Origin of the sequence: Streptomyces coacervatus (assembly GCF_029223485.1) — a bacterium.
Taxonomy (GTDB): domain Bacteria; phylum Actinomycetota; class Actinomycetes; order Streptomycetales; family Streptomycetaceae; genus Streptomyces; species Streptomyces coacervatus.
The window spans coordinates 211,784-234,469 of record NZ_JARHTP010000008.1; the positions used below are offsets into that span (position 1 = coordinate 211,784).

At 69.9% G+C, this 22,686-nt stretch carries 23 protein-coding genes; 7 read left to right on the forward strand and 16 right to left on the reverse strand.

What is annotated here, in order from left to right; genetic code table 11:
* Positions 1 to 104: 104 nt before the first annotated feature.
* From cbiE to P2Q00_RS21300, 5 genes are all read right to left on the reverse strand, one after another.
* The gene (gene cbiE, locus P2Q00_RS21280; RefSeq protein WP_275774206.1) at positions 105 to 1,331 is read right to left on the reverse strand and encodes a precorrin-6y C5,15-methyltransferase (decarboxylating) subunit CbiE; all 1,227 of its coding nucleotides are present in this window, start codon (positions 1,329 to 1,331) and stop codon (positions 105 to 107) included.
* 85 nt (positions 1,332 to 1,416) lie between these two features.
* Positions 1,417 to 2,055, reverse strand: a complete 639-nt coding sequence (locus P2Q00_RS21285) for a GNAT family N-acetyltransferase (protein ID WP_275774207.1) — start codon at positions 2,053 to 2,055, stop codon at positions 1,417 to 1,419.
* 142 nt (positions 2,056 to 2,197) lie between these two features.
* Entirely contained in the window at positions 2,198 to 3,034 is an 837-nt protein-coding gene (locus tag P2Q00_RS21290; RefSeq protein ID WP_275774208.1) for a MetQ/NlpA family ABC transporter substrate-binding protein, read from the reverse strand.
* Between the two features lie 68 nt (positions 3,035 to 3,102).
* Positions 3,103 to 3,837, reverse strand: a complete 735-nt coding sequence (locus tag P2Q00_RS21295) for a methionine ABC transporter permease (RefSeq protein WP_275774209.1) — start codon at positions 3,835 to 3,837, stop codon at positions 3,103 to 3,105.
* On the reverse strand, positions 3,834 to 4,868 hold the full coding sequence (locus P2Q00_RS21300; protein WP_275774210.1) for a methionine ABC transporter ATP-binding protein: 1,035 nt from the start codon (positions 4,866 to 4,868) through the stop codon (positions 3,834 to 3,836). The genes P2Q00_RS21295 and P2Q00_RS21300 overlap by 4 nt, the downstream gene beginning before the upstream one ends.
* A gap of 538 nt (positions 4,869 to 5,406) precedes the next feature.
* Between P2Q00_RS21300 and P2Q00_RS21310 the strand changes: the two genes are divergently transcribed.
* Positions 5,407 to 5,766 (forward strand): hypothetical protein, encoded by a 360-nt coding sequence (locus P2Q00_RS21310; RefSeq protein WP_099927514.1) that lies wholly within the window; start codon positions 5,407 to 5,409, stop codon positions 5,764 to 5,766.
* Position 5,767: 1 nt separating this feature from the next.
* Positions 5,768 to 6,190 (forward strand): hypothetical protein, encoded by a 423-nt coding sequence (locus P2Q00_RS21315; protein WP_275774211.1) that lies wholly within the window; start codon positions 5,768 to 5,770, stop codon positions 6,188 to 6,190.
* Here P2Q00_RS21315 and P2Q00_RS21320 read toward each other — a convergent pair.
* From P2Q00_RS21320 to P2Q00_RS21330, 3 genes are all read right to left on the reverse strand, one after another.
* Entirely contained in the window at positions 6,180 to 6,677 is a 498-nt protein-coding gene (locus tag P2Q00_RS21320) for a GNAT family N-acetyltransferase (protein WP_275774212.1), read from the reverse strand. The two genes, P2Q00_RS21315 and P2Q00_RS21320, sit on opposite strands and share 11 nt — an antisense overlap.
* Before the next feature lie 46 nt (positions 6,678 to 6,723).
* The gene (locus P2Q00_RS21325; RefSeq protein WP_275774213.1) at positions 6,724 to 7,230 is read right to left on the reverse strand and encodes a sigma-70 family RNA polymerase sigma factor; all 507 of its coding nucleotides are present in this window, start codon (positions 7,228 to 7,230) and stop codon (positions 6,724 to 6,726) included.
* 74 nt (positions 7,231 to 7,304) lie between these two features.
* Positions 7,305 to 8,468 carry a glycerophosphodiester phosphodiesterase gene (locus tag P2Q00_RS21330; RefSeq protein ID WP_275774214.1) on the reverse strand — a complete coding sequence of 388 codons (1,164 nt, stop codon included), beginning with the start codon at positions 8,466 to 8,468 and terminating at the stop codon, positions 7,305 to 7,307.
* A 309-nt stretch (positions 8,469 to 8,777) separates the two neighbouring features.
* On the opposite strand from P2Q00_RS21330, the gene P2Q00_RS21335 reads away from it, so the two are divergent.
* Positions 8,778 to 9,452, forward strand: a complete 675-nt coding sequence (locus P2Q00_RS21335; RefSeq protein ID WP_275774215.1) for a lysophospholipid acyltransferase family protein — start codon at positions 8,778 to 8,780, stop codon at positions 9,450 to 9,452.
* A 56-nt stretch (positions 9,453 to 9,508) separates the two neighbouring features.
* Here P2Q00_RS21335 and P2Q00_RS21340 read toward each other — a convergent pair whose 3' ends face one another.
* The 6 genes from P2Q00_RS21340 to P2Q00_RS21365 all read right to left on the reverse strand — a co-directional run bounded on the left by P2Q00_RS21340 (position 9,509) and on the right by P2Q00_RS21365 (position 16,467).
* Entirely contained in the window at positions 9,509 to 11,032 is a 1,524-nt protein-coding gene (locus P2Q00_RS21340; RefSeq protein WP_275774216.1) for an MFS transporter, read from the reverse strand.
* Positions 11,029 to 11,577: a TetR/AcrR family transcriptional regulator gene (locus tag P2Q00_RS21345; RefSeq protein WP_275774217.1), complete on the reverse strand. Its 549-nt coding sequence runs from the start codon at positions 11,575 to 11,577 to the stop codon at positions 11,029 to 11,031. The genes P2Q00_RS21340 and P2Q00_RS21345 overlap by 4 nt, the downstream gene beginning before the upstream one ends.
* A gap of 86 nt (positions 11,578 to 11,663) precedes the next feature.
* Positions 11,664 to 12,635, reverse strand: coding sequence for an aldo/keto reductase (locus P2Q00_RS21350; RefSeq protein ID WP_275774218.1), 972 nt, complete (start codon positions 12,633 to 12,635; stop codon positions 11,664 to 11,666).
* A gap of 162 nt (positions 12,636 to 12,797) precedes the next feature.
* The gene (locus P2Q00_RS21355; RefSeq protein ID WP_275774219.1) at positions 12,798 to 13,616 is read right to left on the reverse strand and encodes an alpha/beta fold hydrolase; all 819 of its coding nucleotides are present in this window, start codon (positions 13,614 to 13,616) and stop codon (positions 12,798 to 12,800) included.
* A 190-nt stretch (positions 13,617 to 13,806) separates the two neighbouring features.
* Positions 13,807 to 15,237 carry an argininosuccinate lyase gene (gene argH / locus P2Q00_RS21360; RefSeq protein ID WP_275774220.1) on the reverse strand — a complete coding sequence of 477 codons (1,431 nt, stop codon included), beginning with the start codon at positions 15,235 to 15,237 and terminating at the stop codon, positions 13,807 to 13,809.
* Positions 15,238 to 15,273: 36 nt separating this feature from the next.
* Positions 15,274 to 16,467: an argininosuccinate synthase gene (locus P2Q00_RS21365; RefSeq protein WP_275774221.1), complete on the reverse strand. Its 1,194-nt coding sequence runs from the start codon at positions 16,465 to 16,467 to the stop codon at positions 15,274 to 15,276.
* 193 nt (positions 16,468 to 16,660) lie between these two features.
* On the opposite strand from P2Q00_RS21365, the gene P2Q00_RS21370 reads away from it, so the two are divergent.
* From P2Q00_RS21370 to P2Q00_RS21380, 3 genes are all read left to right on the forward strand, one after another.
* Entirely contained in the window at positions 16,661 to 17,542 is an 882-nt protein-coding gene (locus P2Q00_RS21370; protein WP_275774222.1) for a hypothetical protein, read from the forward strand.
* A gap of 125 nt (positions 17,543 to 17,667) precedes the next feature.
* Positions 17,668 to 18,255 (forward strand): pyridoxamine 5'-phosphate oxidase family protein, encoded by a 588-nt coding sequence (locus P2Q00_RS21375; RefSeq protein WP_275774223.1) that lies wholly within the window; start codon positions 17,668 to 17,670, stop codon positions 18,253 to 18,255.
* Positions 18,256 to 18,258: 3 nt separating this feature from the next.
* Positions 18,259 to 18,969, forward strand: a complete 711-nt coding sequence (locus P2Q00_RS21380; RefSeq protein WP_275774224.1) for a L,D-transpeptidase family protein — start codon at positions 18,259 to 18,261, stop codon at positions 18,967 to 18,969.
* Here P2Q00_RS21380 and P2Q00_RS21385 read toward each other — a convergent pair.
* Both P2Q00_RS21385 and P2Q00_RS21390 read right to left on the reverse strand, forming a co-directional pair.
* The gene (locus P2Q00_RS21385; RefSeq protein WP_275774225.1) at positions 18,956 to 20,437 is read right to left on the reverse strand and encodes a sensor histidine kinase; all 1,482 of its coding nucleotides are present in this window, start codon (positions 20,435 to 20,437) and stop codon (positions 18,956 to 18,958) included. The genes P2Q00_RS21380 and P2Q00_RS21385 overlap by 14 nt on opposite strands.
* Positions 20,434 to 21,174 carry a response regulator transcription factor gene (locus tag P2Q00_RS21390; protein WP_275774226.1) on the reverse strand — a complete coding sequence of 247 codons (741 nt, stop codon included), beginning with the start codon at positions 21,172 to 21,174 and terminating at the stop codon, positions 20,434 to 20,436. The genes P2Q00_RS21385 and P2Q00_RS21390 overlap by 4 nt, the downstream gene beginning before the upstream one ends.
* Before the next feature lie 149 nt (positions 21,175 to 21,323).
* Here P2Q00_RS21390 and P2Q00_RS21395 point away from each other — a divergent pair, with 149 nt between their 5' ends.
* Positions 21,324 to 22,676 carry a ferredoxin reductase family protein gene (locus tag P2Q00_RS21395; protein ID WP_275774227.1) on the forward strand — a complete coding sequence of 451 codons (1,353 nt, stop codon included), beginning with the start codon at positions 21,324 to 21,326 and terminating at the stop codon, positions 22,674 to 22,676.
* The last annotated feature ends 10 nt before the right edge of the window (positions 22,677 to 22,686 follow it).

Consider the following 22,686-nt stretch of genomic DNA (forward strand, 5'->3'; position numbering starts at 1 on the left):
ACTACAGGATCACCGGGACGGCAGAAACCAGGATCACTGGGACGGCGCCGGGGTCACGATGCGCGCCCCGGGAGTGCGCCCGCCCGCCACCCGACCACCGCCCCTCAACGAGGCGCTTCGCGCCGCCCCAGTTCTGCTGTGAGCAGGAACGCGACGCTCCGCTCCGTCTCCGTCCAGGCCCTGGTGTCGAGTTCGACGGACTGGATCAGAGCGCACTCCACCTGATAGCCGTGCTCCGTCAGGTCGCGGCCGACGAGTTCGGCCGCGTCGCGGGTCGCGGCGTGTGTGACGATGCGCTGCGGGCGGCGGTCGGCGACCGCGGAGACCACGGCCGCTCCCCCGCCGCCGACGCGGACGACGTCCGGCTCGGGGAGGTTCTCCAGGACGTGCGGCGCCGTTCCCTGCACGATCTGCAGCTGGACCCCGAAGTGCCGGGCGGCGGCGTCCGTGCGGGCGCACGCCTCCAGTTCTCGGTCCACGGCGATGACGGCGGCGCCGGCGCGCGCGGCCTCGGCGGCGAAGGCGCCGCTGCCGCAGCCGATGTCCCACACGAGGTCTCCCACCCGCGGTCCCAGCCGGGCGAGTTGGGCCGCGCGGAGCAGATCCGTCTCGCCCTCGCCCAGCGGACCGTCGTACGCCTCGGCGGGCTGTGTCCAGCCGCGCGGTCCGGCGCCCGGGTCGCGCCCGGCGAGCCAGCCGCCGCTCTCGCCGGAGACGCCGGGTGCGGCGGGTCCGCCGATGACGATGACGACGTTCGGGTCGCGCCAGGTGTGGTCGGGGGCCTTGTCGGAGGTGACGACGGTGACCTGTTCGCGCTCGGTGCCGAGTTCCTCGCAGATGACGAAGGTGCGGTGCACTCCTTCGAGGAGCAGGCCGAGTTCGGCGGGGCCGGCGCCGGGTGACGTGAGGACGGCGACCTTGGTGTGGGCGCGGCACACATTCACTGCGCGTCGCAGGGTGCGGCGGTGTGCGACGACCACCTGGGCGTCGTCCCAGGGCATGCCGGCGCGGGCGAAGGCCGCGGCCACGGACGAGACGGCGGGGACAACCTCGACCTCAAGGCCGAACTCGGGTGCGCGCAGGGTTCGTACGACGCCGAAGAATCCGGGGTCGCCGTCGGCCAGCACGACCGCGGTGCCGCGGTGGCCGGCGATACGGCGGGCGGCGAGGGCGACGCTGCCGAGGCGGATGCGCTCGGCGGTGGGCGGCACTTCGGGCAGCGCCAGGTGGTGGGCGGCACCGGCCACCAGCGTGGCGGCGCTCAGGGCGGAGCGGGCCGCGGCGGTCAGCGGCGAGCCGTCCCAGCCGATCACCGTGACGCGGTCGGCCATCGTCGTCAGTCTCCAGGGGGTCTTGCGCAGGTCGGGCTCCGTGAGGGTACCTGGTGTCAGGTGCGGGCCCCCGAGCCCCCAAGGTTCAGTTCCAGTCGGTGAAGGTCGTGAAACCGCCGGTGTCGGCGAGTTGCTCGCCCGCGCCGTCGAGGTCCTCGGGCAGCAGGCTCCAGACGATGAAGTCGGTGCGCGCATCGGCCCAGGTGCCGTCCTCGCCGCGGACGTGGGCTATGCAGGCGTTGCGCAGGACGCCCTCGCTGATACAGCCGATCTTCTGGGCGACCTGCTGGGAGGCGGTGTTGTCGGCCGCCGTGCGCAGCTCGATGCGCTCCAGCTTCTGGTCGCCGAAGAGCCATTGGGAGGTGGCGAGCGCGGCCTCCGAGGCGTAGCCCTCGCCGCGTGCCCACGGAGCGATGATGTACGACATCTCGGTGGACCGCACACGCCAGTTGGTCTTGGCGAGCTGGACGATGCCGACCAGGCGCTGGGTGAGGAACTCGGTGACGGCGAGGTCGAGTCCGCGGCCCGCCGCGCGTTCGGCCGGCGCGTACTCGGTGATCCAGGTGCGGGCCTGGTCCTCGGTGTAGGGCTGGGGGACGTCGGTCCAGGCGCCGACCTGCTCGTCGTTCATCATCTCGGCCAGTGCGGGCACGTCGTCCTCGTCGAGGGGACGCAGCACCAACCGCTCCGTGCTGATGGAGATGTTGGGGAAGGTGCTAGTCATGCGCCGCTCCGTAACCTTCGGAAAACCTTCAAGTCCTGCTGAACTGCCCAGCATGCAGCATGAGACCACTGAACCGCACGACGGGGTCCACTCGCGGTGAGCGAGTGGACCCCGTGCGTGGCGATACGCCGTATACGTGCTGTCAGAACGACGGGATGACCGAGCCCTGGTACTTGTCCTCGATGAACTTCTTCACCTCGGGAGAGGTGAGGAGCTTGGCGAGCTTCTTCACGCGCGGGTCCTTCTCATTGCCCTTCTTCACGGCGAGGAAGTTGCCGTACGGGCTGTTCTTCGCGGACTCCAGGACGAGGGCCTCCTTGGCGGGCTTGATCCCGGCGGAGATGGCGTAGTTGCCGTTGATGACCGCGGCGTCCACGTCGTCCAGGGAGCGCGCGGTCTGGGCCGCCTCGACCTCCTTGAACTTGAGGTTCTTCGGGTTCTTGGAGATGTCCTGCGGGGTCGCTTCGCTGCCCGCGCCGTCCTTGAGCGTGATGAGGCCGCCCGCCGCGAGCAGCTTCAGGGCGCGCGCCTCGTTGACGGCGTCGTTCGGGACGGCGATCGTCGCACCGCTCTTCAGGGCGTCGGCCTTCTTGACCTTGTGGGAGTAGAGGCCGAGCGGCTCCAGGTGCACCGTGACGACGGGCACGATGTGGGTGCCGCGCTTCTTGTTGAAGTCGTCGAGGTACGGCTGGTTCTGGAAGTAGTTGGCGTCCACCGAGCCGTCCTCGGTCGCCGTGTTCGGGACGATGTAGTCCTGGAACTCCTTGACCTCCAGGTCGAGTCCGGCCTTCTTCGCCAGGTTCTTCTTGACGAAGTTCAGGATCTCGGCGTGCGGGGTCGGGCTCGCGGCGACGACCAGCGGTCCGCTGTAGTCGGAGGAGCTGGAGGCGGAGTCCGAGCCCGAGCCGCAGGCGGTGAGCCCGAAGGTGAGGGCTCCGGCGGCGAGGACGGCAGTGGTGAGCTTTGCGGTGTTACGCACGAAAAGTGCCTTTCCTGATGGGTGCAGCGACCCCGCGGTTGGTGGTGCGGGGAGTCTGAGGGGGGTGCTTACGCGACCTTGCCGTCAGTCGGCGTGGGCTCCTTGGCCTTCAGCAGGCGGAGCCTCGGCGTCGCGCCGGAGTGCCCGCCGCGCCGGTGCAGGGCGCGGGCCGCGAAGTCGCCGGCGAACTGGATGACCGAGATGACGACGGCGAGGATCGCCACGGTGATCCACATGAGTTCGGTCTCGAAGCGCTGGTAGCCGTAGCGGATGGCGATGTCGCCGAGCCCGCCGGCGCCGACCGTGCCGGCCATGGCGGAGTAGCCGATGAGGGCGACGATCGTGGTGGTGGTGCTGGAGATCAGCGAGGGCAGCGACTCGGGCACGAGGACCTTGCGCACGACGGTCCAGGTGTTGCCGCCCATCGACTGCACCGCCTCGACGAGCCCGCCGTCCACTTCGCGGACAGCCGTCTCGACCAGGCGCGCGAAGAACGGGATCGCCCCGATGGCGAGCGGCACGATGGCGGCCTCGCGGCCGATGGTCGTGCCGGTGATCCAGCGGGTGAAGGTCATCAGCGCGACCATCAGGATGATGAACGGCATCGACCGGGCGATGTTCACGATCTGCCCGATGACCTTGTTGGCGAGGACGTTCTGCAGCAGTCCGCCCCGGTCCGTGAGGACGAGCAGAATGCCGAGCGGAAGTCCGCCGACGACGGCGATGAGCGTGGACCAGCCGACCATGTAGAGGGTGTCCCAACACGCCTGGGACAGCAGCGGCGACATCTCCGACCAGTTCACTTGACACCCTCCCCGAGGAGAACGGGCTCCTGGCCCAACACATCGATCTGCAGGCCCTGTTCGCGCAGGAAGCCGATCGGCACGACGTTGTCCTCGTAGCGGCCGGGCAGTTCGAGGCGCATCCGGCCGACCTGGAGTCCGCCGACGGTGTCGATGGCGGCGCCGAGGATCGAGATGTCGATGTTGTAGGTGCGCGAGAGCTGCGAGATGACGGGCTGGGTGGCGGCCTCGCCCTGGAAGGTGACGTCGACGACGGTGCGGTCGGCGTCGGTGGCCTCGCCGCCCACGGGGAACAGGGCGGAAGCCAGCTCGGAGCCGGGGGTCGCGAGCAGTTCGCTGACCGTGCCGGACTCGACGATGCGGCCCTGCTCCATCAGGGCGGCCGAGTCGCAGATCGACTTCACGACGTCCATCTCGTGGGTGATGAGCAGGACGGTCAGGCCCAGCTGCCGGTTCAGGTCGCGCAGCAGCTGGAGGATCGACCGGGTGGTCTCCGGGTCGAGGGCGCTGGTGGCCTCGTCGGACAGCAGGACCTTGGGGTCGCCGGCCAGGGCGCGGGCGATGCCGACGCGCTGCTTCTGGCCGCCGGAGAGCTGGGCGGGGTAGGCCTTGGCCTTGTCGGCGAGCCCGACGAGGTCGAGGAGTTCGAGGGCTTTCCTCGACCGCTCCTTGCCGGACTTGCCGAGGATTTCGAGCGGCAGCTCGACGTTGTCCTGGACCGTCCGCGAGGACAGCAGGTTGAAGTGCTGGAAGACCATGCCGATACGGCTGCGCGCCTGCCGCAGCTCCTTGCCGGCGCGGGGCCCGCGCCCCGCGAGGGCGGTGAGGTCCTGCCCCGCGACGGTCACCGTCCCGGCGGTGGGCCGTTCCAGCAGATTGACGCAGCGGATGAGCGAGGACTTGCCGGCGCCGGACTGGCCGATGACGCCGTACACCTCGCCTTCACGGACGTGCAGGTCGACGCCGTCCAGGGCGGTGACCTCACGGCCGCGCGAGCGGTAGACCTTGGTCAGGCCTGAAGTCGTGATCACTGGGGTTTCCGTCACTGTCGAGTACGCAGGCGTGGGTGTGCCCTGGTACGGGAGGAGGTCATGCGCGGGCGGCTCGGTTCACGTACGGCGTTCATTGCGTACGGACATGCCGCGGCAGCTCGCTTCGGGGGCTCCCCCACTCTCGGCTTCGCTCGAGCGGGGGCACCCCCATGGCTCAGGGGTGGTGCAGGGGCCCTCTAGAAGGCACGCATTCGACACATACAACGAGCACCGGGCGTCATGGTCGCCTCGGTCGCAAGGGTGCGGCAGCTCGTCGTGGTCATGAGATCAGTAAAGCAGACGCATAGGAGCGGCCAAGAACCGCTGTCCACATGGCGGACAGCGGTGGACAGGCGCCGGTCGTGGACCGGGATCTCCGCTCCTCCGCCGGTGACCAGTGCCGACAAGGCCGGGAGGTCCCTGACCACGAGGACGCCGACCGACTCATGAGCCTCGTACGTTGTGGTCAAGGCCACGGTGGCCGTGGACTGCCCGGGCCGGGCGCGGCAGGTCTTTTGGGCCGTATTAAGGTCGCTGCATGCTTGATGCCCTGACGCTGGTGACCGGTGTCGCCGCGCTGCTGCTCGCCGCCTGGTGCGGCTGGGCCGCCTATCGTGATCAGCCGACGAAGGACTGGCACTTCATCGGCATGGGCGTGGTGTCGCTGCTGGCCGTGGTGCAGCTGGTGATCGGGATCGTGCAGCTGGCGCGGGGCGAGAAGCCGGAGCAGGGCACGACGATCTTCGTGGCGTATCTGCTGGGCGCGTTCGCATGTGTGCCGGCGGCGGGCTTCATGTCACTGGCGGAGCGCACCCGTTGGGGTTCGGTGACGGTGGCCGCCGGCGGTATCGTCCTGGCCGTTCTCGAAGTGCGGCTCTACGACATCTGGGGAGGCTGAGGTGACCTCGGTGCAGGAGAAGCCCACGAGGACGCGGCTGATCAGCGGGCCGGGCATGCTGCTCGTGTGGTTCTACGGCGTGATGGTCGTCGGAGCGGTTTCGCGGTCTGTGTTCCAGATCGCGACCGAGTTCGACCGGGCACCGCTCGCCTACTCGCTGTCCGCCGTCGCGGGTGTCGTCTACGGCTTCATCACGTACTCGCTGGTCCGCGGCGGTGAACGGGCCCGCAGGGCGGCACAGTGGTGCTGCGCCGCCGAACTCGCGGGTGTGCTGATCGTCGGTACCTGGACGCTGGTCGAGCCGTCCGCCTTCCCCGACGCGACGGTCTGGTCGGACTACGGCATGGGGTACGTCTTCATCCCCGTACTGCTGCCGCTGTCCGCGCTGTACTGGCTGCGCAAGAACCGCACCGTCACGCAGTAGTCACGTACGCCTCGGCGGGCTTCTCCAGGACGATCATCGGTACCCCGTCGTTGCCCTGTGACGTGCCCACGGCCTGGTAGCCCACCCGGCGGTACAACCGCAGATTGCCCTCGCTGCGGTGGCCGGTGTGGAGCCGGAACACCTTTGCGCCGCGCTCCTCAGCCAGCGCCGACTCGGCCGCGCGCAGCAGCCTCGCACCGATGCCGTGGCCCTGGAGACGGGGGTGGACGCAGAGCTTGCCGATGGCGGCGGAGCCGTCCTCGGTGACGCGGCCGCGGACCGAGCCGACGACCTCCTCACCGAGCCGCGCCACGTACACGCAGTCGGCGGCCACCTCCTGGCGGACCGAGTCCAGGCTCTGGACGAGCGGGTCGATGCGGTAGTTGCCGTACAGCGCCGCCTCGCTCTGGAAGCACAGGTACTGGAGCTTGAAGATCTGCTCTGCATCCTGCTCGGTCGCCACCGAGATGGTCACGCTCATGCCCATGTGCGCACGCCTCCCGCTCACCTGATCGCCACGTTGTCCCTCACTCCTATCCCCGCGGTTCACGGGCCGCAACCTCCGGCGAGAGCAAACGACGGAGACATCCCAGGCATCTGGAACGTTCCGGGCCGAGACTGCCCTGTGAGATACCCAACTCCCCCGCGATTTCCCGGTATGTCAGGTCCTTCGGGGACAGCAGGGCCTCCATCAGGCTGGGGCAGCGGCCGGGCAGGCGGCGCACGGCGTCCCGCAGGGCCCGGCGGCGGGCCGCCGCGAGGGCCAGCTGTTCGGGGTCGCGGTCGATGTCGTCGGCCGGCTCGATGCCGTACGGCCGTTCGTGGCGGGTCGTACGGCGGGTGCGGCGCACCTCGGCGCGGACGGCGCTGCGCAGCCAGCTGTGGGGGTCGGGGGGCGGGCCGTCCGCTTCCAGATGTTCCAGGAGGCGGAGCCAGACCGCCTGTTCCAGGTCGCCCGGCTCGGTTCCGGAGGCATGCGCCTCCGCGGAGGCCTCGGCGGTGAGCAGCGGGCGCAGAGCGGCAACCAGGTCGTGCGTCATATGCGGTTCGACGCGGCCGCCCGGGCCCGAGTTGCCCGGACGGCCGACTGTTCACCCCAACCGGGGCCAGGGGCTCAGCCGTTGACGAAGTCCTCGCGGGCCAGCACCCCGGTGTCGGCGTTGTCCGTGAAGACGCCATCGATGCCGGTGGCGAAGTACGTCTTGAAGGCGCCGAAGGGGTCGCCGTACGCGTCCACGGCCGTGCCCTTGCGGTACTCCGCCGGCAGGAAGGGGTTCTCGTTGCGCATCGTGTACGGGTGCAGGATCAGGCCGACCTTGTGCGCGTCGGAGACGAGGGTGGTCGGCGTGGTGAGGTTGCCGTTCGCGTCCTTCGGAATGATCAGGTCGAGGGTCGGGCCGAGACCCTGCGCGTAACCGGCGATCTCCCTGAGGCCCTTCGGGGTGATGAGGTCGGCTACCGTGCGCGGGTCGCCCGCCTCGACGAAGTCCCAGGGGCGGCTGCTCGCGGTGGACAGGAGCACCACCAGCGGGTTGTCGACCAGCTTGTTGAGGCGCTGGATGCTGCTCGGCTCGAAGGACTGCAGGATGACCGGCGAGTTCCGTTTGTCCTTGCCGTACTTGTGCAGCAGCTTGGCGACCCGCTCCTCCAGGCCCAGGCCCAGCTTGCGGAAGTAGGTGGGGTGCTTGGTCTCGGGGTAGATCCAGACCTGCTTGCCGCGCTTGCGGGTCTGCTCGTCCTGCCACTTCAGGACCTCTTCGAAGGTGGGTATCTCCCAGCGACCGTTGTAGAGGGTGTTGTGCGGGCGATTGGCCGGAATGCGCTCGATCGCGCGCAGCGTCTTCAGCTCCGCAAGGGTGAAGTCCTCGGTGAACCAGCCGGTGGTGGAGACGCCGTCCAGCACCTTGGTGGTCTTGCGGTCGGCGAACTCGGGATGGTCGGCGACGTTCGTCGTGCCGCCGATCTCCGGCTCGTGACGGCAGACCAGATGGCCGTCCTTGGTGGGGACCAGGTCGCCGGCCTCGACGACGTCGGCGCCCAGGTCGAGGGCCAGGTTGTAGGAGCCGAAGGTGTGCTCGGGCCGGTAGCCGCTGGCTCCGCGGTGGCCGATGATCGTCGGCTTGGGCAGGCTCTTCAGGCCTCCGTTCCCGTATCCGGCGTCCGCGGCTCTCGCCGTACCGGACAGGCCGAGTACGGCTCCGCCCGCACCCAGCACCGCCGCGCCGAGGAGCGCCCGTCGTCCGGTGCCGCCTGTCTGCTCGATCCCCTGCGTTCCCATGAGCGCCTCCCCTGACGTCGGCTCGATCTCTTCTTTCAGCGGGCCGATCGTAGGTGCGTGGACATGACGTGAGGGAGGCTTGGGCCGGAACATGCGGGTGACTCGAAATGTCGCTCGCCCGTTCGGCGGCGCGACCTCCGTCACATCGTTCCTGGCTGTTACCGGCAGGCAACATCGCGTCACCGCAGGTAAACCCGCGTCAACAGTGCGTAAGACCTCGATGAACCCGATGTGCAAGACCCCGGGGACCGCGAGTATCGTCCTCACCTGCACATACTCATATCGAATCCCTTGACACCGGAGGGCCTGTTGTCCCGCTTCGTGCTCATCAAGGCAGTGCTCGGACCGATCATGCGCCTGATGTTCCGCCCACGGGTGGAGGGTGCGGAGCACATCCCGGGCGACGGTCCGGTCATCCTGGCCGGCAACCATCTGACCTTCATCGACTCGATGATCCTGCCGCTCGTGTGCGACCGGCAGGTGTTCTTCATCGGCAAGGACGAGTACGTCACCGGCAAGAGCCTCAAGGGCCGTCTGATGGCCTGGTTCTTCACCGGCGTCGGCATGATCCCGGTGGACCGCGACGGCGGCCGGGGCGGGGTCGCCGCGCTGATGACCGGGCGGCGGGTGCTGGAGGAGGGCAAGGTCTTCGGGATCTACCCCGAGGGCACGCGGTCGCCCGACGGGCGGCTGTACCGCGGGCGCACCGGTATCGCGCGGCTGACTCTGATGACGGGGGCGCCTGTTGTTCCCTTCGCGATGATCGGGACGGACAAGTTGCAGCCGGGCGGGGCGGGTATGCCCCGTCCCGGGAGGGTGACCGTTCGCTTCGGTGAGGCGATGGAGTTCTCCCGTTACGAGGGGATGGACCGGGATCGGTATGTGTTGCGGGCCGTGACCGACTCTGTGATGGCTGAAGTCATGCGACTGTCCGGCCAGGAATACGTGGACATGTATGCGACCAAGGCCAAGGAAGCTGCGTAAGGGTTCGTTGTCGGGTGCGGGTTGTCTGTGGCTGGTCGCGCAGTTCCCCGCGCCCCTTAAAGGGCGGTGTCCAGCCGTTGGTCTCGCAGCATGAACCATGCTGCCGCCGCCGTCGCCAGCAAGACCGCCGCGCCCACGCCCGCTGCGACGCCGAGGCCGTTGACGAAGGCTTCTTGAGCAGAGGTCAGCATCTCCTGCGCCGCCTGCGCCGGCATGCCCGCCGCCGCCTCCACCGCGCCGCCCAGTGACTCGTGTGCCCCGGCCGGAGTTCCCGCCGGAGCGGTGAAGCCCCGGTAGACGCCCGTCACGATCGAGCCCAGGATGGCGATTCCGAGCGCCGCGCCCAGTTCGTACGCCGTTTCCGAGACCGCCGATGCTGCGCCCGCCTGTTCCTTCGGTACGGCGGAGAGGATGACGTCGGCCGTCAGTGTGAAGGAGAAGCCGGCGCCGACTCCGACGACCAGGAGGGCGGTGCCGAGGAGCGGGTAGCCGGTCGACCGGTCGATCACGGTCAGGGCCGCCAGGGCGAGACCCACCGCTGCCAGGCCGCCCGATACGACCGCCCGTACGGAGAAGCGACGGGCCGCGCGCCCGGCGACCAGACCCGCCGCCACCGCGCCCACCGCGGCGGGCAGTTCGGCCAGGCCCGCCTCGAACGGGCGCCTGCCCTGGACGAGTTGCAGGTACTGGGAGAGGAAGAAGACCAGACCGGAGAGGCCGAGGATGGTCAGCAGGTCGGCCAGGACGGCGGCGCTGAAGCCGCGGTTGCTGAACAGTCGCATGTCCAACAGGGGGGTGGGGAGCGTGAGTTGGCGGCGGATGAACCAGTACAGGGCCGCCGCACCCAGTGCGCCCGCGGCGAGCGTCGGCCACTCGAAGCCGTGTGTCGCGGCCTCCTTGACCGCGTAGACGATGGCGATCACACCGACCAGGGACAGGGCGACGCTGGTCAGGTCCCACGGGCCGGGGTTGGGGTTGCGGGACTCGGGGAGGGTTCGGATGCCGACCAGGACCAGGACCGCCATCACCGGCAGGTTGATCAGGAAGACCGAGCCCCACCAGAAGTGTTCGAGCAGGAAGCCGCCTGTTATCGGGCCGATCGCCGTGCCCGCGGAGGCCGTCGCGCCCCAGATGCCGACCGCGAGGCTGCGTTCGCGCGGGTCGTGGAAGAGGTTGCGGATCAGGGCGAGGGTGGCGGGCATGAGGGTGGCGCCCGCGACGCCGAGCAGGGCGCGGGCGAGGATCATCAACTCCGGTGTCGTTGCATAGGCGTTGAGGATGGATATCACGCCGAACGCCGTGGCGCCGCCGAGCAGGATCCGCTTGCGGCCGATGCGGTCGCCGAGGCTGCCCATCGACACCAGCAGACCGGCGATGACGAACGAATACACGTCGCCGATCCAGAGCAGCTGGGTGCCGGACGGCTTGAGGTCCTCGCTGATGTAGGGGGTCGCGAGACCGAGGACGGTCGCGTCGACGGCCACCAGCAGCACGGCGAGCACCAGGACGGAGAGCGCGAGCCAGCGGCCCGGGCGCTTCACCGCCTCGGTCGTGGTCGCCGGCTGCAGGGTGCTGGTCATGATTCCTCTCTCCGTAGCGCGCCGCCGAGCAACAGCTCGGCGATCATGTGGGTGAAGTCCTTGGGGGCGACGCGGCCGTCCTGCATGGCCCAGGCGCACGAGGCGATCAGCCCGTAGAGCGCCTCGGTGAGCCAGACAGGGCTGAGGTCGATCCGGAACTCGCCTGCCTGCTGCCCGCGCACGAACACCGCACCGATACGGGTGTCGAGCCGCAACCAGCCGGCGTGCTGGTCGGATTCCCAGAGCTGGTGCTCGCCGTACAGGAAGGCGAGCAGGCCGGCGGCGGGCTGGATCTCGCCCACCAGCCTGCGCACGGCCTCGCTCGCGGATCCCTCGTCCAGCCGGGCCGCGTCGAGAGCCGCCTCGCACTCCGCGATGCCGAGCGACTCCAGTGCCCGGACGAGCGCGTCGCGGCCCGCGAAGTGGCGGTGCAGGGTGGCGCGGCTGATCCCGGCGGCCTTGGCGACCTCATCCATCGTCGCGGTGGACTTGCGGGTCAGCAGGGTCGCGGCGGTGCGGAGTACGTGGTCGCGGTCGACAGCCATGAGACAACCATAGACCACATGAGACAGACGTGTCTCATTATGGGCGCGTGCGTCTCACTCGTGAGGTGGGGCATGAGCCGGGATTTTCAGTGCCAGGGCAGCCGGCCGCGCGTCTCCCAGTACGCCCGCGGATCCTCCACCAGCGCGGCGAGGCGGGTCAGCTGGTCCTCGTCCAGGTCCACGACCGCCGCATGCAGGTTGGAGGCGAGCTGGGTGGCGGTCGCCGCGCCGGAGAGGACGACTCCGGCCCAAGGCTGCCGCAGAATCACGGCGAGGGCGACCGCGTCGCAGCCGAGAGACGTTTCTGCGGCTACGGCCTTCAGGGCGTCCGGTGCGTACGGGTCCGCGAGGCGGCCGTTGGCCATGCCCTCCTTGACGATCACCGTGAGCCCGGCGTCGTGCGCCTCAGCGAGGGCGGGGGCGGCCGAGGTCTCCAGGGCGTTGTAGGTGGACTGGACGGTACGGAAGAGGGGTTCGCCCTCGACCGTCACGGCGAGGGCGGCGCGGATGGCGTCGGCCTGGGCCGGGCCGCTGGTGGAGAAGCCGATGGTGGTGCCCTGGGCGGCCGCCTCCGCCAGCTTGGCGTGGAGTTCCTTGTCGGTGAGGGCCGGACTGTCGGGGGTCACCGAATGGATCTGGTAGAGGTCGAGTCGGTCGCCGAGGAGGGCGGCGGTTTCGGCGCGCTGACGCTCGTAGGTCTTCAGGCTGTGGTCCTTGACCTCGTGCGTCTCGGCGTCCGCCGACCAGCCGGCAGTGTAGGTGTAGCCCCACTTGCTGCCTACGACGATGTCGTCGATGTCGGGGCGGGCGTGCAGCCAGTCGGCGAGGAACTCCTCGGAGCGGCCGTAGGAGCGGGCTGCGTCGAAGTAGCGGACGCCTTGGGCGTAGGCGGCGTCGAGGAGTTCGTGGGTGCGGGTGCGCATCGCCTCGGCGCTGCGGTTCTCTCCGAGGTCCTGGTCGCGGCCGAGGTTGATGTAGCCGGGGCGGCCGACCGCGGCGAGGCCGAGGCCGATGTGCGCGGTGGGCGTGGTCGCGGCGGCCAGGCGACTGAACGGCATCGGGTGCTCCCTGCACGATCGGCGGCGGGCGGATCCCGCACCAATCTACCCAGCCCCGTGCGGTTCAGCCCGCCCCAGGGCCTGTCCGGCGGATCAGCTCGGCGTCGCGGGCCAGCCGACGAGCGCGGTCTCCTGCAGCCGACCTGATCCGCCGGACAGGCCCTAGACGCAGCGCGGCACGAAGGTCGGGTCGGCCGGTCCGTTCCGCTGCAATGCATTGAGCACCCATTGCTCGACCAGCGGGGACTTGGGTGCCTGGTCGTGCTCGGTGGTGTCGAGCGGGCAGCGGTCCTGGAGGAGGACGTTGGTCACATACGAGTCCGGGCCGTTGAGGAAGGCGCTGGTGTACGGCACCACGACCTCGTCGCACTTGGTGGCGATGGCCGTGTAATCGGGGCCCACCGGGGTCTCCGGCGCGGAGTTGAGCTTCTGCAGGAAGTCCGAGCCGGCGGTCTGGTCGACGCAGGACGGGCAGACGGTGGCGCCGGCCGCGAGGGCGAGCGGGTTGGTGGTGCCGTGGTTGGAGGGCACGATGCCGACGAGGTCGTCGACCTTGGTCGCGCCGCCGAGGAACTTGACGTAGTAGCGGGGCATCATGCCGCCCTGGCTGTGGCCCACGATGTCGACCTTCTTGGCGCCGGTGGCGCCGAGCACGGCGTTCACGAAATCGCGCAGTTCCGCTGCCGAGTCGGGGATCGGGGCGGTCTCCAGGCCTCCGTACTCGAAGGAGAAGACGCAGTAGCCGGCGTCCGCGAGCGCGGGCGAGAGGGTGAGCCAGTTCTCGTACGAGGTCTTGAACGTGCCGTTGACCAGCACCACGGGCTGCGGGTGGGCCGAGTCCGGCTTGCAGGACCAGTTGTTCGCGCCGGGTGGCGGGGTGTCGGCGGCGCCCGCGGAGGGCGTGAGGCCGAGCGCGCAGAGCGCCGCGACGGCGGTGACGGCGAGGAGGCGGACAGTTCGTCTTGTACGACTTGCGCGCATGACGTCCCTTTCATGCTCGGCTGAGATCCAACCGGCGTTCGACAATGTCGACCGGTGAGCGGAATGGTTACCTCCGAGTAAGATCAAGTCAAGGTTTCGGCCAGTGGCCGATTTCTTACCGTTACCGGGCCGACCGGGCAGCACGAAGGGCCCGGACACAGGTCCGGGCCCTTCGCAGCGATCGAACGGGTCAGCCCTTCTTGGCCGTTGCCCACACGTGCTGTGCCGCCACGTCCGCCTTCATCTCTGCCAGCTGGATCGCCACCGCGCTCGGGGCCGTACCTCCGCGGCCGTTGCGGGAAGCCAGGGCGCCGGGCACATTCAGGACCGTCCGTACCTCGGGGGTCAGATGGGCGGAGATCTTCGCGAACTGGTCGTCCGTCAGCTCGTCGAGTTCCTTGCCCTCGGCCTCCGCGGCCTTGACGCACTCGCCGGCGACCTCGTGGGCGACCCGGAAGGGGACGCCCTGCTTGACCAGCCACTCGGCGACGTCGGTGGCGAGGGAGAAGCCGGCCGGGGCCAGCTCCTCCATGCGCTCGCGGTGCACGGTGAGCGTCGCCATCATGCCGGTGAAGGCCGGGAGCAGGAGCTCAAGCTGGTCGATGGAGTCGAAGACCGGCTCCTTGTCCTCCTGGAGGTCGCGGTTGTACGCGAGCGGGAGGGCCTTGAGGGTGGCCATGAGGCCGGTGAGGTTGCCGATCAGGCGACCGCTCTTGCCGCGCGCCAGTTCCGCGATGTCCGGGTTCTTCTTCTGCGGCATGATCGACGAGCCCGTGGAGAAGGCGTCGTGCAGGGTCACGAAGGAGAACTCCTTCGTGTTCCAGATGATGATCTCCTCGGCGATCCGGGAGATGTTGACGCCGATCATCGCCGTGATGAAGACGAACTCCGCCACGAAGTCGCGGGACGCCGTGCCGTCGATGGAGTTGCCGACGCTGCCGTGCTCGAAGCCGAGGTCCTTCGCCACCGCCTCGGGGTCCAGTCCGAGGCTGCTGCCCGCGAGGGCGCCCGAGCCGTACGGCGAGACCGCTGTGCGCTCGTCCCACTGGCGCAGGCGCTCGGCGTCCCGGGACAGGGACTGCACATGTGCGAGGACGTGGTGGGCGAACAGGACCGGCTGGGCGTGCTGGAGGTGGGTGCGGCCGGGCATCGCCACGTTCGGATGGGCCTCCGCCAGGCCGATCAGGGCGTCCTGGAGATCGGCGATCAGACCGCCGATGGTGCGGGCGTGGTCGCGCAGGCACATGCGGAACAGCGTCGCGACCTGGTCGTTGCGGGAGCGGCCGGCGCGGAGTTTGCCACCCAGGTCCGGGCCGAGGCGCTCCAGGAGGCCCCGTTCCAGGGCGGTGTGGACGTCCTCGTCGGCGATCGTGCCCACGAAGGAGCCGTCGGCGACGTCGGCTTCGAGCTGGTCGAGCCCGGCGATCATGCGCTGAAGCTCGTCCTCGGTGAGAAGCCCCGCCTTGTTCAGCACGCGCGCGTGCGCACGCGAACCGGCGATGTCGTACGGCGCGAGTCGCCAGTCGAAGTGGACGGACGCGGACAGCTTCGCCAGGGCCTCGGCGGGACCGTCGGCGAAACGGGCGCCCCAGAGCCGTACGTCACCGCTGTTGCTGCTCACTTGCGTTGCTCCTAGAGAGGGTTGGTCGGGGTACGCCTACGCCAGGTCGCGCTGCGCCGCGATCTTCGACGACAGACTGTAGATGTCGATGAAGCCCTTGGCCGCGGCCTGGTCGAAGGTGTCACCAGTGTCGTACGTCGCGAGGTTGAAGTCGTAGAGCGACGTGTCGGAGCGGCGGCCCGTCACGACCGCGCGGCCGCCGTGCAACGTCATCCGGATGTCGCCGTTGACGTGCTGGTTCGCCTCGTCGATGAAGCCGTCCAGGGCGCGCTTGAGCGGGGAGAACCACTGGCCGTCGTAGACGAGTTCGCCCCAGCGCTGCTCGACCTGCCGCTTGTAGCGGGCGAGTTCGCGCTCGACGGTGACGTTCTCCAGCTCCTGATGGGCCGTGATCAGGGCGATCGCGCCCGGGGCCTCGTACACCTCGCGGGACTTGATGCCCACGAGGCGGTCCTCGACCATGTCGATCCGGCCGATGCCCTGGGCGCCCGCGCGCTCGTTGAGCTGCTGGATCGCCTGCAGGACGGTGACCGGCCTGCCGTCGATCGCGACCGGGACGCCCTGCTGGAAGGTGATGATCACCTCGTCGGCGTCACGCGGGGTGGCCGGGTTGGACGTGTACTCGTAGATGTCCTCGATCGGGGCGTTCCAGATGTCCTCCAGGAAGCCCGTCTCGACGGCGCGTCCGAAGACGTTCTGGTCGATGGAGTACGGGGACTTCTTGGTGGTCGCGATCGGGAGCTGCTTCTGCTCGCAGAAGGCGATCGCCTTGTCGCGGGTCATTGCATAGTCGCGGACCGGGGCGATGCACTTCAGGCCGGGGGCGAGGGCGACGATGCCGGCCTCGAAGCGGACCTGGTCGTTGCCCTTGCCGGTGCAGCCGTGGGCGACCGTGGTGGCACCGTGCTTCTGGGCGGCGGCGACGAGGTGCTTGACGATCGTCGGCCGGGAGAGCGCCGAGACCAGCGGATAGCGGTCCATGTAGAGGGCGTTGGCCTTGATCGCCGGGAGGCAGTACTCCTCGGCGAACTCGTCCTTGGCGTCGGCCACTTCGGCCTCCACGGCCCCGCAGGCGAGGGCGCGCTTGCGGATGACGTCCAGGTCCTCGCCGCCCTGGCCGACGTCGACCGCGACGGCGATGACCTCGGCGCCCGTCTCCTCGGCGATCCAGCCGATGGCGACGGAGGTGTCCAGACCGCCTGAGTAGGCGAGTACGACGCGCTCGGTCACGGGGTTCTCCTCACACCGCATTCACTGACATGCATGAGTATGCAGCGCTCTGCATGATTCGTCAATCTCGGGGGTGCTTGAACACCGGCAACCGCTTTCCCGTACCTCTCGCCGAACGCAGGCGCCGCGTTTGTACACACCAGCCACACAGCAGTGACACATCCGTCACCCCTGACCCGAGTGAGGCATCCGCATGTCCAGGGCTCTTCCGAAGTACAACAAGCGTCGCGTCGTGATCATCGGCGGCGCTGCCGCGGTGGCGCTGTCCGGGGCGATCATCGCCGGTACCGCCCTTGCCGGGACGCCGTCCAAGAGCAGCGGGAACAACGCCCGGACCCTGGCCGCGTCTCCCGGCACCATCACCTGCCAGGACGTCGCCTCGAAGCTCCCCGCGATCCCGGCCTCCGCCCAGGCCGAGGTCACCCGCAACCTGACGCTGCTGCAGACCCAGATCGACGAGGCCAACAAGCGCCTGGTCGACACGGTGGGACAGGGCGGACCGAACTTCGTGAACAACGCCATCCTGGGCCCCCTCAAGGACAAGCGCGTGGCCACGATCAACCGCATCGCCACCGCGATCGGCCGTACGGCGGCCAAGCCGACCGGCCTGGACTCGCTGGCTCCGTGCACCCTGAACGCCGCCGGCGCGGGCTCGGGCAGCACCAACACAGGGAGTGCGAACACGGGCAGCAACGCGGGCGGCTCCGCCGCGCCCAGCGCGAGCGCCTCCGCCGCGGCGAGCGGGCAGTCCGGTGCCGGCACCGCCACCGGCTCCTCCGCCGCCGGCACCATCACCTGCCCGGACGTCGCCTCCAAGCTCCCCGCGATCCCGGCCTCCGCCCAGGCCGAGGTCACCCGCAACCTGACCCTCCTGCAGACCCAGATCGACGAGGCCAACAAGCGGCTGCAGTCGACGGTCGGCCAGGGCGGCCCGAACTTCGTGCAGAACGCGATCCTCGGCCCGCTGGCGGACAAGCGGAAGTCGACCGTCGACCGCATCGCGATCGCCATCGGCCGTACGGCGGCCAAGCCGACCGGCCTGGACTCCCTGGCCGCCTGCACGCTCACCAAGTAAGGGGTGTGACAGGCGCTGTGGCCGCCCCGATTCAGCGCCGGCCGGGGCGGCCACGGCCGGAGTCCGGCAAGTGGATGCCGTAATTCCTTAGACAGGCGAACGACTTGCGTCCATAATCGTCAGACGTGGGCAAGACTTATGAACGCATAGACGGCAGGCTGCGCACGTTCATCGAGGCGCAGCCGATCTTCTTCACCGCGACCGCGCCGCTCTCCGGCGACGGCACGGTCAACCTCTCCCCCAAGGGCCTCCAGGGCTCCTTCGCGGTGCTCGACGAACTCACCGTGGCCTACCTGGACTTCGCCGGATCCAACGCGGAGACGATCGCGCACCTGCGGGAGAACGGGCGGATCACGCTGATGTGGTGTGCCTTCCAGGGCCCGCCGAACATCGTGCGGGTGCACGGGCGCGGGGAGGCCGTCTTCCGGGACGACCCCCGCTTCAAGGAGCTGCTCACCCGTTTCCCGGACATCGATCCGACCCCGCACGGCCTGCGCGCAATCATCGTGGTGAGGGCCGAAGTGGTCCGCGACTCCTGCGGTTACGCGGTTCCCTTCATGACGTACGACGAGGACCGCGACCTGCACGGCAAGCGGTTCACGCGCGAGGACGACGCGTCGCTCAGCGAGTACTTCGCCAAGAAGGAGCACATCGCCACGAGCCTGGATGGCCTACCCGGGCTGCCGTTGCCCCTGCCCCCGTCTACGGTCTGAGCCATGCGATCAGCTCTCGCCGCCAGCGCTCTGGTTTCCGCCTCGCTTCTTCTGTTCGGTGCCGTGCCGGCCGCGTCGGCCGCCGGTGCTCCCCTTCCTGCCCGGATGGCCGACACGGGGGGCGGTACGCAGCTGATCACCGCCGTGGCCTCGAAGACGAGCTCGACGACCGGCACGGTCACCTGGTGGGACCTGCGCGCCGGCCAGTGGGTGAAGGCCGGTTCGGCGTCCGCCCGGTTCGGGGCGAAGGGGCTCGTGGAGGGTGCGTCCCGCAAGCAGAACACGAACACCACTCCGACCGGGCTGTACGACCTGCCGTATGCCTTCGGCATCAAGGCCGCGCCGAGCGGGACCCGGTACAAGTACCGTCCCGTGAAGCAGAGTTCGTGGTGGTGCGAGGACAACCCCTCGACGTCCTACAACCGTTGGACCGATCCGCGTCCGGCCGACTGCCGTGCGTCCGAGTCCGAGCATCTTGCCTCGTACGGGACGCAGTACGCGTATGCGTTCGTCATCGGGTTCAACTACCACCAGCGTGTGCGGGGGCGCGGTGCCGGTATTTTCCTGCATGTCAACGGGCGTGGGGCCACGGCGGGTTGTGTGTCCATGCCCAGGGACGCGATGCGGGCGATCCTCAAGTGGGCGGTTCCCGGGAAGGCGCCGCACATCGCCATCGGAACGACGGGCGGGAGTACGGCGATCACGCGGTACTGAGCCGTACGGAGAAGGTGGTCGACCCTGGCTTGCTGTCCAGGCTCACGCTCCCGCCATGTGCCTCCGCGACCGCCGCCACGATCGAAAGGCCCAGGCCCGCTCCGCCGCCGGTGGCGTCCTTTCGGCGGCGGTGTTCGGCGCGGGTGAAGCGTTCGAAGACGCCGGGCTGGATGTCCTCGGGGACGCCCGGGCCGTCGTCGTGGACCTTGAGGACGGCTGACGGGCCGTCGGTCTCCAGCGACACCGTCACCTTGGTGCCTGCGGGCGTGTGCAGACGTGCGTTGGCCAGCAGGTTGGCGAGTACCTGGTGGAGGCGGTGCTCATCACCGGTGACCGTGACCGGTTCCTCGGGGAGTTCCAGGGTCCAGCGGTGGTCGGGGCCGGCGGCGCGGGCGTCGGTGACGGCGTCCAGGACCAGGCGGGTCAGGTCGACCGGGAGGCGTTCGAGGGGGCGGCCCGCGTCCAGTCGGGCCAGGAGGAGGAGGTCGTCGACCATGGCGCCCATACGGGACGATTCGGCGGCGATGCGTTCGAGGGCGCGGGTGACCTCCGGCGGTACCGGGCCGGGGTGGAGGAGGGCCAGTTCCGCGTGGCCGCGGACCGAGGCGACCGGGGTGCGCAGTTCGTGGCTGGCGTCGGCGGCGAAGCTGCGCAGCCGTTCCTCGCTGGCGTGCCGTTTGGTGAGGGCGTCCTCGACATGGCCCAGCATGCGGTTGAAGGCACCGGCGACCTGGCCCACCTCGCTGCGCGGGTCGGACTCGGGGGCGCGCGGCGGCAGGGCCACTTCGCCGCTGGCGAGGGGGAGTTCGCTGACCCGGGTGGCGGTCGCGGCGACCCGGCTCAGCGGCCTGAGCGACCAGCGCACCCACAGCGCGCCCGCGACGCCGGTGAGGGTGAGGGCGGCGCCGAAGACGATTCCGGCGACCAGTTCGAGGCGGTGCACGGTGGCCTGGACGGGCTCCAGGGGCAGGCCGGTGATCAGGACGTCGCCGTCGAGGCCCCTGGCCGCCTTGACCCGGTAGTCGTCCAGGGCCGAGAGGTCGACGCTGTGGGCCTTGCCGTCCACCGGAACCCGGGCGAGCTGCTTGCTGTCCCTGGCGGTGAGGGTGACGTCGACGACGCCGGTGGGGCGGACGACCGCCGCGTTGGTGGCCGTGCCGTCGACCAGGCGGGCGCCGAAGGTTCTGGTGGCCTGTCTGCGGTCGTCGCCGTGTTCGTCGCCGTCGTGGTCGTTGGGCAGCTTGCCGCCGTGTTCCAGGCTCGCCGGGAACCTGGCGCCGACCTCGGCGAGCTGTTCGTCGAGGCGACTGGTGAGGAAGCCGTTCAGCTCGACCACCGCGGCGATGCCGACCGCGGCACAGCTGACGGCCAGCAGGACCACCAGGCCCACGGTGAGACGGGCCCGGAGCGTGCGCGGGCGCGGCAGGCGGCGCAGGGACCGCCCGGCGGCACTCAGGACGGATCTCATGGGCTCACCGGCTTGAGCACATACCCGGCCCCCCGCACGGTGTGGATCATCGGCTCGCGGCCCGCGTCCACCTTCTTGCGCAGGTAGGAGATGTACAGCTCGACGACATGGGCCCGGCCGCCGAAGTCGTAGGACCAGACCCGGTCGAGGATCTGTGTCTTGCTGAGCACGCGGCGCGGGTTGCGCATCAGGAAGCGGAGGAGCTCGAACTCGGTCGGGGACAGCTCGATCAGCTCGCCCGCCCGGGTGACCTCGCGGGCCTCCTCGTCCATGACCAGGTCGCCGACGGTCAGCCGCGGGCCCTCGTCCAGCTGGCGTGCCATGCCGGCGCGGCGCAGCAGTCCGCGGACCCGGGCGACGACCTCCTCCAGGCTGAAGGGTTTGGTGACGTAGTCGTCGCCGCCCGCCGTGATGCCCGCGATGCGGTCCTCGACCGCGTCCCGTGCGGTGAGGAAGAGGACGCAGACGTCGGGCTTCACTGTGTGCAGGGAGCGCAGCACGGCGAAGCCGTCGGTGTCGGGGAGCATGACGTCCAGCACGACGGCGTCCGGCATCAGCTCCCTGGCCTCGGCGAGGGCGGAGGCGCCGTCGCCGGCCGAGCGGACCTGCCAGCCCTCGTAGCGCAGGGCTCCGGAGAGCACCTCGGCGAGGTCCGGGTCGTCGTCGACGACGAGGACGCGCAGCGGGGTGCCGTCGGGGCGGGTGAGGGCGGGGCGGCCGGAGCGGGTGGTGTTCATCGCCCTACCAGGATCACCCCTCGCGGGGCCCGCGGGCGGCGCCCGAAGCTCTGAGTTTCCTCTGAGCGGGCTCGGAGCGGGCCCGTTCAGAGCGGCTTGAGAGGTTACGGCGGCACAGTTGCGTCCGACAGAGGCGAAAGGACGCATATATGACCACCGTGTACGAGCGGCGGACGGCACCGGCCGTGGCGCCGCCCGCCCGGCGCTCCCCCGCGGGCGCCGTGCTGGCGCTGCTGTGGGCCGGGGCGGCGGCCGTGGTCGCCCTGTGGTGGACGGACACCGGGTCGGTGGTCGGCACGGCCGGCTGGCTGACCGGGGCCGGGCGGATCGCCGGACTGCTGTGCGGGTACGCCTGTGCGGTGCTGGTCGGCCTGATGGCGCGGGTGCCGCTGCTGGAGCGACGGGTCGGCTCCGACCGGGTGGCCCGCTGGCACGCGATGGCCGGCCGCTACACGGTCTGTCTGCTTCTCGCGCACATCGTGCTGATCCTGCTCGGGTACGCCGCCCAGGACCGCGCCTCCCTCTGGCACGAGACGCTGACGGTGGTCCTGGACTACCCGGACATGCTGAAGGCGACCTTCGGCACGGTCATCCTGTTCGCGGTCGGCATCACCTCGGCGCGTGCGGTGCGCCGTCGTACCAGCTACGAGTTCTGGTACTACGTCCATCTGCTCACGTACGTGGCCGTCTTCCTCGCGTTCTTCCACCAGCTGACCCTGGGCAACGAGTTCAACGGCCACACCGGGGCCACGGCCGCCTGGTACGTGCTGTACCTCGGCGTCGCGGCCCTGGTGGTGTGGTTCCGGGTGCTCGTCCCGGTGCGGCTGAACCTGCGGCACCGGCTGCGGGTCGAGTCCGTGCACAAGGAGGCGCCGGGTGTGTACTCCGTCGTCGTACGGGGCGAGCGGCTGGACGAACTGGGCGCGCGGGCCGGGCAGTTCTTCCGCTGGCGGTTCCTCGGCGAGGGCATGGGCTGGACGTCGACGCCGTACTCCCTGTCGGCGCCGCCCCGTCAGGACCTGATGCGGATCACCGTCAAGGCGCTCGGCGACCACAGCGCGGCCGTCGCCCTGCTGCGGCCCGGCACACGGGTGTGGGCGGAGGGCCCGTACGGATCGCTGACCCAGGACCGGCAGAGTGCGCAGAAGTCCCTGCTGATCGCGGGCGGCGTCGGCATCACCCCGCTGCGGGCGCTGTTCGAGACGCTGCCCGGCGAGGTGACGCTCCTCTACCGGGCGCGCACGGCCGAAGACCTCGCGCTGGGCGGGGAGTTGGAGGCCATCGCACGCTGGCGCGGGGCCAAGGTGCTGTACGCGCTCAACGGGCCGGACGGGCGACGGCCCAGCCTCAACGCCCAGTCGCTGCGCGCGACCATCCCCGACCTGGCCGGCCACGACGTATACATATGCGGCCCGCACGGCTTCGCCCGCGACCTGTACGAGGCGCTGCGCACCGCCGGTGTGCCCGACCGCCGTATCCACCACGAGTCGTTCGAGCTGTGAGGCAGCCCCC